This window comes from Pedobacter sp. MC2016-24 (assembly GCF_015223055.1).
Taxonomy (GTDB): domain Bacteria; phylum Bacteroidota; class Bacteroidia; order Sphingobacteriales; family Sphingobacteriaceae; genus Pedobacter.
This window is the reverse complement of record NZ_JADFBX010000005.1, coordinates 433837-446730: the sequence shown is the minus strand read 5'-3', so window position 1 is coordinate 446730 and position 12894 is coordinate 433837. Positions and strand designations below refer to the sequence as shown.

Sequence of the window (12894 nt, the reverse complement as noted above, 5' to 3'; positions counted from 1 at the left end):
TCCTAGTATGGATAAAAATAGCAATTTTTGTACCGTATAATTTATTTTTAAGGATTGAATAAAAAGAAAATCATAAATGATCCGGTATACGGATTCATTAATATTCCATCAGCACTCATTTTTGACCTGATTTCTCATCCCTACTTTCAGCGTTTACGCTATATTAAACAGTTGGGTATGACGCACCTGGTGTATCCGGGAGCCTTGCATACGCGCTTTCATCATGCTTTGGGAGCCATGCACCTGATGAGTCTGGCGATAGAGGTATTGCGAGGTAAGGGGCATGTCATTTCTGCCGAAGAAGAGGAAGCTGCCACGATTGCCATTTTATTACATGACATTGGTCATGGGCCATTTTCACATGCGCTAGAGCATACCCTGGTCAATGGCATTAAGCATGAGGACATCTCTATGCTGATCATGGAAAAGTTAAATGCGGCATTTGAAGGAAAGCTGAGTCTGGCCATTCAGATTTTTAAAGGGGATTACCACCGCGGATTTTTGCCGCAACTGGTTTCCAGTCAGCTGGATCTGGACCGTATGGATTACCTGAACCGGGATAGTTTCTTTACCGGGGTAAGCGAAGGTGTGATCAGTTTTGACCGGATCATTAAGATGTTTAATGTACTGGACGGCAACCTGGTGATTGAGGAGAAGGGAATTTATTCTATTGAAAACTTTCTGATTTCACGCAGACTGATGTATTGGCAGGTATATCTGCACAAAACGGTGATTGCTGGTGAAATGTTGTTGGTGAAGATTCTGGAACGGGCCAAAGAACTGGCAAGCAAAGGTATTGAGGTTTTTGCGACTCCGGCTTTGCAGCATTTTCTTAAAAATGAGGTGAAAGAGGCGGATTTTTTTGTGGAGGAAATCCATTTAAAGCATTTTTCGCGACTGGATGATCAGGATATTTTTGCTTCTGTAAAGGTTTGGGTAGACCATGAGGACCGCATTTTATCACGGCTTTGCCGGATGCTGACTCAAAGAAACCTATATAAAGTGGAGATTAGCAACCATGCGCCCGCTAAGGATAAAGTGAAGGAATTATCGGTAAGCACAGCTGCTGCTTTAGACTTAAAGGAGGGAGAACTGCGTTATTTTGTATTTACAGACGTGATTAGAAACCGTGCTTATGATGCCGGAAGTGGGAATATCAATATCCTTTTAAAGAATAATGAAATCATAGACATTGCAAAAGCATCGGATTTATCCAATCTGGAATCCTTAGATAAGACGGTTAAAAAGCACATTTTATGCTATCCAAGGATTGTTTAGCATTTTTTAACAAAAAAAATGAAGTTTTATTCCGTTTTTAGTGTTTTTAAATTTAAAAGCTCTGCAAGAACCTAAATAGGTTTATTTGTTCATATCAATTTAACATATAACTTTGTAAAATGCAATTTACTGCCAAGCAGATAAGCGAGTTTTTAGATGGCGCCATAGATGGCGATGAAAATGTAGAGGTTAGTGAACTTTCGAAAATAGAAGATGGTAAGGCTGGGTCATTGTGCTTTCTGTCTAACCCAAAGTACGAGAACTACCTGTATCAGACCAATGCTTCAGTAGTGATTGTAGGGAAGGATTTTGTGCCCTCACAACCTGTTTCAAGTACCCTGGTCAAAGTGGCTGATCCTTACAGTGCTTTTTCTGTACTATTGGAAAAATATAACGAGGCTCTCAATCAATCCGGAGTTCAATCGGGTATTGAAGAACCTTCTTTTGTACATCCAACAGCAAAAATTGGGAAAAATGTATTCATCGGAGCTTTTAGCTATATTGCTGAAAACGTCACCATAGGCGACAATTCGAAAATAGGCCCCCAGGTTTTTATCGGAATAGATTCCCGGATTGGGAAAGACTGTCTGATTTCGCCGGGTGTCAAAATATATAACCGTTCTGTACTGGGGGATCGTATTGTGATCCATTCCAATACCGTAATAGGCAGTGATGGTTTCGGCTTCGCTCCGCAACCGGATGGAACATATTCAAAAATCGCCCAGATTGGCAATGTGGTGATTGAGGATGACGTTGAAATTGGAGCCAATACGGCAATAGACCGGGCAACAATGGGCTCTACTTTCATTAGAAAAGGCGTTAAACTGGATAATCTGATCCAGATTGCCCACAATGTGGATGTTGGTGAACATACCGTAGTTGCGGCACAGACAGGAATTTCAGGAAGCTCTAAGCTTGGTGAAAAATCGGTTGTAGGCGGACAGGTGGGCATTGCCGGGCATCTTAGTCTGGCCAAGGGAACGCAGATTGGCGCCCAGGCCGGTATAAATTTCAATACAACAGAAGAAAATAAACAATGGCACGGCAGTCCGGCACAACCTTTAAGGGATTGGATGCGGGCTTCGGTTATTTTTAAACAATTGCCTCATGTAGACAAGCGGATTACCAAGCTTGAGGCCAGAATAGCAGAACTTACCGCGCTTGTTGAACAATTAGCACAATATCAAAGTAAATAATGAACGTTAAACAAAGAACCATCAAAAACGAGGTTTCGGTACAAGGTGTTGGCCTGCATACCGGAGCAAATGTGACCCTTACTTTTTGTCCGGCGCCAGAAAATCATGGCTTTAAATTTCAAAGAACTGATTTGCCTGGAAGTCCGATTATTGATGCAGATTGTGACAATGTTACAGATACTGCACGTGGAACAACCATTACTCAAAATGGGGCAAGTGTAAGCACGGTGGAACACGTCATGGCATCTCTTGTTGGGATGGATCTGGATAACGTGCTGATGAAACTGGATGGGCCTGAGACGCCGATTATGGATGGTAGTGCCATCTTGTTTCTGGATGCTTTGGAAGCTGCTGGTATTCAGCCGCAAAGTGTAGACCGGGAGTATTTCCAGATTCCGCACAACATTACCTATACAGAGCCTGACAGAAAGGTAGAAATTGTAGCCATGCCTTTGGATGATTATCGTTTTACCTGCATGATTGATTATAACTCGCCGGTATTGGGCAGTCAGCACGCTGGAATTTCCAGCATTGCAGAGTTCAAAAAAGAAATTGCTTCCTGCAGAACGTTCTGTTTTTTACACGAGTTGGAATACCAATTGAAAAATAACCTGATTAAAGGTGGTGATTTGAACAATGCTATCGTTATTGTAGATAAAGAAGTAACTAAGGAAGAACTGGACCATTTGGCTAAGATATTTAACCGCAATGAAATTAATGTAGCGCCGCAGGGAATTCTGAACAATATGGAGCTTAGGCACCAGAATGAACCGGCACGCCACAAATTATTGGACATGATCGGTGATCTTGCACTGGTTGGTGTGCATTTAAAAGGCCATATCATGGCGGCCAGACCTGGTCATGCCGCAAACGTGGCTTTTGCCAAGAAAATTAAAGCAGCTATCAAAAAGGAAAAAAACAAGAAAGTACAGCATGTTTACGACCCGAGCGTGAAGCCTTTGTACGATACTGTTCAAATTATGGATATATTGCCGCACAGGCAACCATTTTTGTTCATAGACAAGATTTTAGAATTGTCTAAAACACATGTGGTAGGCGTTAAGAACGTAACAATGAACGAAGAGTTTTTTAAAGGACATTTTCCGGGTGCACCTGTGTTTCCTGGGGTGATTCAGATTGAAGCGATGGCGCAGACCGGAGGTATTCTGGTGTTGAGCACGGTTCCAGATCCTAAAAATTACCTTACCTTGTTCCTGAAAATAGACAATGTACGCTTTAGGGCGCAGGTTACGCCGGGTGATACCATTGTCTTCAGATGTGATTTGATGGAGCCAATCAGAAGAGGCATCGCCCAAATGAAAGGAGTGGGTATGGTGGCCGGAAAAGTAGTGGTAGAAGCCGAAATGATGGCCCAGATTGTAAAAGTAAAAGAAAGCGAAACAGCATGATACAACCCCTAGCATATATACATCCACAGGCAAAAATAGCTGACAATGTGGTTATTGAGCCTTTCGCTGTCATTCATAAAGATGTTGAAATCGGTGAAGGCACCTGGATCGGATCTAATGTGGTCATCATGGATGGGGCAAGGATTGGTAAGAATTGCCGGGTATTTCCGGGTTCTGTAATTTCGGGCGTTCCCCAGGATTTGAAGTTTGCAGGTGAGGTAACCACTGCCGAAATTGGTGACAATACCACCATCAGGGAGTGTGTGACGATCAACAGGGGGACTAAGGATAAGTGGAAGACGGTCATTGGCAGCAATTGCCTGATTCAGGCTTATTCACACATTGCACACGATTGTGAAGTGGGCGATTATTGTATATTTTCGAATAGTACAACGCTTGCAGGTCACATTACCATTGGTAATTACGTGGTTTTGGCGGGCTTGGTAGCCATTCATCAATTTGTAAAGGTGGGTTCGCATGCTTTTGTTACGGGTGGATCGCTGGTTCGTAAGGACGTCCCTCCTTATGTAAAGGCGGCACGAGAACCGCTTTCTTATGCTGGGATCAACTCTGTTGGCTTACGCAGAAGAGGGTTCTCTTCTGAAAAGATCAATGAGATCCAGGAGATTTACCGGGTTTTGTTTGTGAAACACAACAATGTGACCAAGGCACTGGATATGATCGAAGCTGAGTTTAAGCCGACCGAAATCCGTGATGAAATTGTAGATTTTATCCGAAATTCGAACCGCGGTGTGATGAAGGGCTTCGGCTCTGGAAGCTAAACTGAAACGATGACAATCGACCTGCAGAACCTTGGAAGAAGATTTAATCAGGAGTGGATTTTCAGAAATGTAAACTACCAGTTTGCCGGATCTGAAAAATACGCCGTACTTGGGCCCAATGGTTCAGGTAAATCAACTTTATTGAGCATTCTGATAGGTAGTTTATCTCCTTCTGAGGGAGAAATTCATTATCAGGAGACACCTGCTGCCGGAACTGAGAAACGCATTCCGGTAGAAAACATTTACAAACAACTGAGCTTTGCGGCGCCTTACCTGGATTTGATCGAAGAATTTACGCTACTGGAAACTATAGCCTTTCATTTTCAATTTAAGCGCTTTTACGCGGGCATGGACGCCGAGTCGTTGTTGAGCCTGCTCGGGCTTGCGAAATCGCAGGATAAGGCTTTAAAATACTTTTCTTCGGGCATGAAGCAGCGTACCAAACTTGCGCTGGCCTGTTGCGCGGATACCCCATTGCTTTTTTTGGATGAGCCAACTTCTAACCTGGATGCCCAGGGTGTAGATTGGTATCTCGGCCTGATTGAGCGTTTTTCTGTAAACCGCATGTTGATTATTGGTTCTAATCAGGAGTTTGAGTACTCATTTTGTCGGCATTATGTACAACTTTCGGATTATAAATAAGTAAAATTTTTGTCTGAAAAGGCAAGGGACCGGGGCTAATTACAGGTTAAAAAGCCCTTATGAAAATAATTTAAATTTACTATTGTAGGATTCAAAAATAGTCTTTACCTTTGCGGCACGAAAAAAGGCCGATTTGGTTCGGCACAATTTCATGTAAAATGGCAAAAGCATCAGAAGTAAAAAGTGGAAATATCCTTCGTTTTAACGGAGAATTGGTACAAGTAGAAGAGTTTCTACACCGTACACCCGGCAATTTACGCGCTTTTTATCAAGCGAAAATGCGGAACGTTAAAACTGGTAAGCTGGTTGAATATCGTTTTCGTGTAGATGAAGAGGTTGAGATTTGCCGTGTTGAAACCAGCGATTACCAGTATTTGTATGAAGATGGGGAAGCACTTGTAGTAATGGACATTACTACTTATGAACAGTTTAACATACCAAAAACATTATTTGGTAAAAGTATCCGGTTCTTAAAAGAAGGAATGAATGTGATTATCGCATTTGAAAGTGATGAGCCAATTATGGCACAGACACCTTCTCATGTCGAATTAGAAATAACCTACTCGGAGCCTGCAGTTAAAGGCGATACCTCTACAAACGCATTGAAATATGCAACGGTAGAAACAGGAGTAGAAATCAAAGTCCCAATGTTTATCAATCAGGGCGATAAAGTGAAGATTGATACACGTACTGGTGACTATGTTGAAAGAGTAAAATAAGAATTTTCATAGTTTAGTTTTAGGTTTAGGTTGATTGAGGCTTCGGAGTGGTTCCCGAAGCCTTCTTTTTTAGAACATTTTTTTGCCTTCAAATGGCGTCAATACTAAATATTGGTCAATATGCCCAGCTATAGTCTGTTACTTCTGCAGATGCAGTTGGGTTTGGGCCCTGCACATGGTCAGCGCTTTCTGTTTCTCCGGAACCCATTACTTTGGTATAAGTCTGTGTACTACTTTCATTGAACCTGACGGTGTAGGTAATTGTGATTTCGCCCTGACCAGCCTCTGGCCCTGTACGATAAAAGCGGACCAATACGTCATTTGCTCCTGTAATGTCACTTGTATAGACTGAAATACTTTCGTCAACAAGCACTTTAGAGGTTTCTGTCTTTAATTTAATTTTTGCGTCTGGCTTAAATCCAAACATAAAAGTCAGCGGCGTTAAAAGTGCCAGTAGGCATAGAAATTTGAAATTTGTTTTCATAATGATTAATTTAGGTTATGATTAATAGTCAATTTACATATTTATAACCAATAATTGAAATATCTGTCTTATCTGGATCATTTGATTTTTCGCTGTGCGCTTAAACTTGGTTATCTTTGTTTTGATGACAAAAACAGAAATCAGACGAATGGTAAAAGGGCGACGGGAGCTTCTTTCCATGGAGCAAGTCGCAGGTTATAGCAGGGAACTATTGGATCATTTCTCCTTGCTGGACTTTTCGTCGATTAAAACCATTCATATGTTTTTGCCCATTGCGGAGAAGAAGGAGCCGGATACGTTTTTGTTTATCGATTGGTTGCAGGAAAATCATCCGGGCATTAAAATTCTGGTACCCAAGGCGGATTTTGAGACCGCTTTAATGCAACATTATGTCTATGAAGGTAGAGATGGGCTGGAGAAAAATCTGTATGATATCCTGGAGCCGGCTAAGGGAGTGGTTTATGATGGTGAAATTGACCTGGTGCTGGTTCCGCTACTGGCTTTTGACTTTCGTGGGTATCGCGTAGGCTATGGTAAAGGCTTTTACGACCGGTTTTTAACCGGTCTTTCTACGCGTAAAATAGGCTTGTCGTTTTTTGAGCCGATGGATGATATTGAGGATGTACATGAAAATGATATTCGTCTGGATGCATGTATTACCCCTCTAAAGATGTATTCTTTTTAGAAATTTAAATAGTTGGGGTAACAAAAGGCGGATCTGGCTGATATAGCTTCAAATGGTTTAATATAAACTAAAACAGAAAGCTATGAAAAGATCAATACTTACGTTACTTGCAGTTTTGATAACTGCCGTTACATGGGCTCAAAAAACGAATTCAAGAGATTCTTTGTCGGGGGGCAGACTTCAGATTCTTGGTTTTGGTGGCATCAGTATGCCGCTGGGTAAATACCGCAATGACATTGGACGGGCTAAGGATGGTTTCTTTGGCGGAATAGCCATTGATCAGTATTTTAAAGGAGACAAATGGGCGATTGGTATCGATGCCCGTTATTTGAAGCACGACATCAGGAAGATGGACAGTGTGCATTTCAGCAATGGTTATCTGGCAAGTAGCTATGCCAACGCTGCTGCTTTTAAACACCTGGGTGTAAGCATTGGGCCGACTTATAAAGCCAACTTAGGTAAAATAGACCTGGAGGCCTTTGTAAAAGGGGGAGTTTTGTTTCAGGAGTTTCCACAGTATGCACAGTCGATTTATATTACTGCAGGGGGTGGTTCAGCGGTTAAAACGATGGATACTTATTATACCAGTAATCCTAAAAATAAAGCAAAAGCCTGGATGGGGCTGGGCGGGTTGCGTTTGAACTACGGCATAGACCGCAATTGGGGCGTGTTTTTACAAGCGGATTACCTCCGCACTTTTGGCAAAAGTTTTGGCAAGGATTCCAGTGAATTTCACATCAGCGGTTATGTGGTTAAAAAAGCCATTTCAGCCACGGATGTGATGGTGGTAAAGGGGGATCAAATCAGCAATTATACCGATTTCTATCAGGAGGCTCCAATACGACAAAAAACCTTTGTGCAGGCTGTAAATGTAGCGGTGGGGGTTAAATATACTTTCGGAGCCAGGAATAAATCAGCACCGGTCATGCCGGTGACCAAAACCGTAGCGCCGCCATTGGCTCAACCTAAGGACATCCAGGTGGTGGTTAAAGATAAACAAACTGGTTTGGCCTTAAGTGGTGTGACAGTTAAAATCAGCCGTAATGGTGCCGACAATACGTCAATCAGCAATGCGGATGGTATGGCCGATAGGGTAAAATCGGCTGAAAAGGGAAATTATGTCATTACGGCATTGAAAAATGGGATTGCTGCAGATCCGATTGCGGTAACATCTGAAGATTTTGAACGTACTGGTAATCTGATACTTAAAGAGATTTATCATGATGATCCGAGGTTTACTTTGATTGGCGAAACCGTTAGTGCCAATGACGGGACTAAATTGACTGGTATTGCTACCGTGCTGACCAATACAGGCAACAGCAGTAACATGAGCCAGATTTCTGATGGGGAAGCCAAATTTGTATACCAATTGGATCAGCAATCCAGCTACCATGTCGTGGCCAGTCAGGCTGGTAAGTTTTCACAAACAGAAGGTGTTTCCACAAAAGGATTAGACCGGAGCAAAACACTTTATGTGACTTTAAAACTAGGTATTCACAACCTGGGGGCAGGGGCAAGCTTTGTTCTGAAAAATATCAATTATGATTTTGACAAGTCCGACATCCGTCCGGACGCAGCAAGGATTTTAGATAATGTACTTAATGTAATGCTACAGAATCCTAGCCTGAAGATCGAGTTGTCGTCACATACCGATAGCAGGGGTAAAGATGCCTATAACATGACGCTGTCCCAGCAAAGGGCGCAATCGGCAGTGAATTATCTGGTGAGTAAAGGGGTAGCGCGGGACCGGATGGAAGCTAGGGGGTATGGAGAGACCAGGTTGTTAAACCATTGCGCAAATGGGATTGAATGTCCTGAGGAGGCGCATGAGGCGAACCGAAGAACGGAGATTAAGGTGTTGAAGTTTTAAAGTTGGGTGAGGTGCGGCCAAATTGATTCGGGCGAAAGAAATAATTCTTTCGCCCGAATCAATTTGGTTACAATTATTGCTGTGACTTGATAAAGTCAGTTATAAGGTAGCTTATTGCTTTGGCTGTGGTTGAACTCGTTCTTCCGTCTGTTAATTCAACAGCGCCCTCGCAAATGTGTAAATAAGAGAAATTGTAAGGCGAGGTTAACACCAGCTTCCGGATTTCATTGAGGGAAAAGCCTGAAGGGGTCATCGCACTGGAAAGCATGTCTGTAATACAATCCAGGTCTATTTCCAGTCCGGGTGTTCCATTTACATCTTTGAAGAGTTTGCGCCAATAAAATTCCAGCGGTTGATTACTTTGGATCAGATCGTCAAAAAATAAGGCATGGATATCGTCATTTTTAGCAATCTCAGTAATCATCGCGTCGTTGTTATAGCTTTGATGCAGTCCGAAAATGACATAGTTTTTTAGAAAGCCATCTTTTATAGCATAGCTGAAGCCATTGCCACTGTGCCGTCCCTGAGGTGCCCGCAAATCAGCATGTGCATCGATGTTGATGACGTCAATGGCTGTGTTTTTCGCTGTAGATACGCCCCGGATAATTGGATAGGCATTGTTGTGTCCACCACCTATTACAATGGGTATTTTTCCGGCAGCAGTAATTTTAGCGATGACAGGGGCAACGAGTTCGTCAATCTGCTTGACCTTTTCCTGCAGGCTTTGTGTGCTGGTATCTTCAGGGGCTGCGATTTCAAAATGTCCGAGCAGAAGCAGTTCCTGGCCTTTCAGGAAGGCATTACTTTGTACATTTAAGAGTGATTTTAAGCTTGGCTGCCAGGCGGTTGCTGTCCCTCCGATACCATGGTTGGCAAGCACACCGATATCCTCCGGAATGCCCAGCAATACAAAACGGGAAGTAGCGTTTTTAAGGTCTTCCAGTGAAGCAACGAATTGAACCTGCTGGCCTATTTTTATTTCTCCGTCGCGGTGGTTAATCAGGGTTGCGACGTCTGCTGCGGTGTAAATTTTTAATCCTTCTGTCATTGTATTTCTCCATTAAGTACAACTGTTGTAATTTGTGACTGACCAAAACTATAAGGTAGGAAGGCCAGGGAAGGCATGGGCCTGGTGACAAAATAACTTGCTTTTTTGTACAATTGTAAGCTGCCCATCTGCTCGGAAAGTTCCATGGCGGCAGCACCATTGATGGTGGCTGCATTGATGGCTTCTTCGGGCTGCATTTTTAGTTTAAGGCAGGCCAGGGATACCACAAAATTCATGTTTCCGGAAGGTGTGGAGCCTGGATTATAATCGCTGGCAATAGCCACGGGGATGTCGGCCTGTATTAAGCCCCTGGCATTGGCATATGGGATGTTGAGGTAAAATGAGCAAGAGGGTAGTAAAGTAGCAATGGTATTGGTATTGATCAGGTTTGCGATCACCTGCTCATCGGTTGCCTCCAGGTGGTCTACCGAAATGGCGAGGTTTTTTATGCCAACTTCTACGCCTCCGGATATGGAAAGCTGGTTGGCATGTATTTTTGGGGCGAGGTCATATTTAGCTGCTTCCTGGAGCAGCTGATCGGTTTCATCGACTGAGAAAAAACCCTTTTCACAAAATACATCCATGTAATCTGCCAGGCCTTCGTCAGCAATTTTTGGCAGCATTTCTTCTGTGATAAGCTTAATATAACCATGGTGGTTGTTTTTATATTCTGGTGGGTAGGCGTGTGCTGCAAGAAAGGATGCGCGGATCATAACCGGCGAGCTTTCTTTAAGTCTGCGGATGACACGCAACATTTTCAGTTCACTTTCAGTGGTCAGTCCGTAGCCGCTTTTGATCTCTACAGCGCCTGTACCTTGCATAATCATGTCCTGAAGCCTTAACGAGGCCGATTCAAACAATTCTTCTTCCGAAGCCAGTTGAAGTTTTCGGGCAGAATTGAGGATGCCTCCACCTGCGGCGGCAATTTCTTCATAACTTTTCCCGGCGATCTTCATCGCAAATTCTTCCTCCCGGGAGGCCGCGAAAACGATATGGGTGTGGGAATCACACCAGGAAGGGAAAACAAAGCCGCCTTTGGCATCAATGGTCTTTACATTCACAAAATGTTCTGGCAGCTTGTCCATACTGCCAAAGCCACTGATGATGTCGTCATGGCTAAGCAGCCAGGCATTCTCCAGCCTTGGTAAGTCGCACAGTTCTGTTCCTTTAAGCGCCCAGGTACCTTCTGGGTGCATTCCGACAAGGGTTCCGATATTGATGACAATCAGGACAGCCATAGCTTATGGGTTTAATTCTAATAAAATTGGACAATGGTCTGAATGAACAGCATCGGCAAGGATGGTAACATTTTTGAGCTGATCCAGCATGGGCGCGCTTGCAAGGTGGTAATCGATACGCCAGCCCAAGTTCTTTGCTCTGGAATTGGCACGGAAGCTCCACCAGGTATAATGATGGGGATCTTTGTTGAAGTGTCGAAAGGTATCGATAAAACCAGCTTTCAGGAACAATTCCATCCATTCTCTTTCTTCAGGTAAAAAACCAGAAGAGTTGGCGTTGGATTTTGGATTATGGATGTCTATGGCGGTATGACAGATGTTATAATCTCCGGAGATGATCAGGTTTGGAATTTCTTTTCGCAATTCTGCAATATATCCATTGAAAAAATGTAAAAATTCATACTTTTTAACCTGTCTGTCGTCTCCACTTGATCCAGATGGCAGATAGAGACTCATCACAGAACATTTGTCAAAATCGGCCCTTAAAATGCGTCCTTCTTTGTCGATCCATTCTTCACCGCAACCATATTCCACGTGATTAGGTTTGATGCGGCTAAGGATAGCAACACCACTGTAGCCTTTTTTTTCCGCTGGAAACCAGTAATGGTGGTAGCCAAGATCTTCAATCATTGCGATGATTTCAGGAATCTGACTTGGCATGGCTTTGACTTCCTGAAGGCAGACAATGTCGGCATCAGTAGCCTGTAACCAGCCTAAAAAGTTCTTGGTGGTGGCAGAGCGAATGCCATTGATGTTGTAAGATATGATTCTCATTTGTGTGTGTTTAAACTTTGATGGCCTGTTTAGCGAGTTCTTTTTCGAGCTTTCTGGCCTCTCTTTTTTTGAGGATGACAATATCCATTTTGATGTCGTTCAAAGGGCGGTTGTTGCTGTCGACCGGCAAGGCTGCAATTTTATCCACAAGTTCGAGCCCCCTTACTACCTCTCCGTATACCGTATAGCTACGGTCGAGGTGTGGCGATCCGCCAAGGGATTTATACACTTCGCGCTGCGTAACCGGTAATTTAAAATGGAGCCTGTTCTGCTCCAGGTTGTCTAATTGTTCGTCGGTAAATTTTTTCCCCTGTACAATGTAGAACTGGCTACCGCTGGACGCTTTTTCGGGATTGTCATCCCTTGCTGCAGCAAAAGCGCCTTTTTTGTGAAATAAACTATCCTTAAACTCTGCGGGTACGGTATAGCCGACAGTTCCTTCGCCTAGAAGCGCACCCGGTTTGGCCGTTTTTGAATCGGGGTCACCCCCCTGGATCATGAAGTTTTGGATCACGCGGTGGAATAGGGTGCCGTTAAATGTACCTTTTTTAGTGAGTTTAATGAAATTATCGCGATGCAGCGGCGTTTCGTTATAGAACATCACGACGCATTCGCCGAACTCGGTTTTGATTTTAATGTACTGGTGCTTTGGCTTTGCAGAGAAGGCGCTTAAAAAGCAAGCACAGAGCAATATGGTTAGATAAGACTTCATTGAAAACATATAATAAGCTAAGTTAAGCTAAATCTCCTTTATACTGATGTTAAATTT

At 43.2% G+C, this 12894-nt stretch carries 13 protein-coding genes; 8 read left to right on the top strand and 5 right to left on the bottom strand.

The genetic code is table 11. The features are described from left to right. Positions 1-54: 54 nt before the first annotated feature. The 6 genes from IM797_RS15180 to efp all read left to right on the top strand — a co-directional run bounded on the left by IM797_RS15180 (position 55) and on the right by efp (position 6026). Positions 55-1278, top strand: a complete 1224-nt coding sequence (locus IM797_RS15180; RefSeq protein ID WP_194127986.1) for an HD domain-containing protein — start codon at positions 55-57, stop codon at positions 1276-1278. 119 nt (positions 1279-1397) lie between these two features. Further along, positions 1398-2474, top strand: coding sequence for a UDP-3-O-(3-hydroxymyristoyl)glucosamine N-acyltransferase (lpxD, locus tag IM797_RS15175; protein WP_194127985.1), 1077 nt, complete (start codon positions 1398-1400; stop codon positions 2472-2474). Continuing rightward, on the top strand, positions 2474-3883 hold the full coding sequence (locus IM797_RS15170; RefSeq protein ID WP_194127984.1) for a bifunctional UDP-3-O-[3-hydroxymyristoyl] N-acetylglucosamine deacetylase/3-hydroxyacyl-ACP dehydratase: 1410 nt from the start codon (positions 2474-2476) through the stop codon (positions 3881-3883). The genes lpxD and IM797_RS15170 overlap by 1 nt, the downstream gene beginning before the upstream one ends. Then, positions 3880-4665 (top strand): acyl-ACP--UDP-N-acetylglucosamine O-acyltransferase, encoded by a 786-nt coding sequence (lpxA, locus tag IM797_RS15165; RefSeq protein WP_084238270.1) that lies wholly within the window; start codon positions 3880-3882, stop codon positions 4663-4665. Before IM797_RS15170 ends, lpxA begins: the two co-directional genes overlap by 4 nt. 9 nt (positions 4666-4674) lie before the next feature. Beyond that, positions 4675-5307 carry an ATP-binding cassette domain-containing protein gene (locus IM797_RS15160; RefSeq protein WP_194127983.1) on the top strand — a complete coding sequence of 211 codons (633 nt, stop codon included), beginning with the start codon at positions 4675-4677 and terminating at the stop codon, positions 5305-5307. A gap of 158 nt (positions 5308-5465) precedes the next feature. Next, complete coding sequence (efp, locus tag IM797_RS15155; protein WP_194127982.1) at positions 5466-6026, top strand: elongation factor P; 561 nt, start codon at positions 5466-5468, stop codon at positions 6024-6026. A 115-nt stretch (positions 6027-6141) separates the two neighbouring features. Here efp and IM797_RS15150 read toward each other — a convergent pair whose 3' ends face one another. Beyond that, positions 6142-6510: a hypothetical protein gene (locus tag IM797_RS15150; RefSeq protein WP_194127981.1), complete on the bottom strand. Its 369-nt coding sequence runs from the start codon at positions 6508-6510 to the stop codon at positions 6142-6144. A 124-nt stretch (positions 6511-6634) separates the two neighbouring features. Here IM797_RS15150 and IM797_RS15145 point away from each other — a divergent pair, with 124 nt between their 5' ends. Continuing rightward, on the top strand, positions 6635-7195 hold the full coding sequence (locus tag IM797_RS15145) for a 5-formyltetrahydrofolate cyclo-ligase (RefSeq protein ID WP_194127980.1): 561 nt from the start codon (positions 6635-6637) through the stop codon (positions 7193-7195). Between the two features lie 82 nt (positions 7196-7277). Then, positions 7278-9065, top strand: a complete 1788-nt coding sequence (locus IM797_RS15140) for an OmpA family protein (protein WP_194127979.1) — start codon at positions 7278-7280, stop codon at positions 9063-9065. A 73-nt stretch (positions 9066-9138) separates the two neighbouring features. Here the strand turns inward: IM797_RS15140 and IM797_RS15135 are convergent, their stop codons facing one another. From IM797_RS15135 to IM797_RS15120, 4 genes are read right to left on the bottom strand one after another with little or no spacing between them, the layout of a single operon-like run. Further along, positions 9139-10113 (bottom strand): formimidoylglutamase, encoded by a 975-nt coding sequence (locus tag IM797_RS15135; protein ID WP_194127978.1) that lies wholly within the window; start codon positions 10111-10113, stop codon positions 9139-9141. After that, a complete protein-coding gene (gene hutI / locus IM797_RS15130) occupies positions 10110-11351 on the bottom strand; it encodes an imidazolonepropionase (protein ID WP_194127977.1) in 1242 nt (413 codons plus the stop codon). Before hutI ends, IM797_RS15135 begins: the two co-directional genes overlap by 4 nt. Before the next feature lie 3 nt (positions 11352-11354). Next, on the bottom strand, positions 11355-12125 hold the full coding sequence (locus tag IM797_RS15125) for an exodeoxyribonuclease III (RefSeq protein WP_194127976.1): 771 nt from the start codon (positions 12123-12125) through the stop codon (positions 11355-11357). 10 nt (positions 12126-12135) lie between these two features. After that, a complete protein-coding gene (locus IM797_RS15120) occupies positions 12136-12837 on the bottom strand; it encodes a peptidylprolyl isomerase (RefSeq protein ID WP_194127975.1) in 702 nt (233 codons plus the stop codon). Positions 12838-12894: the final 57 nt, after the last annotated feature.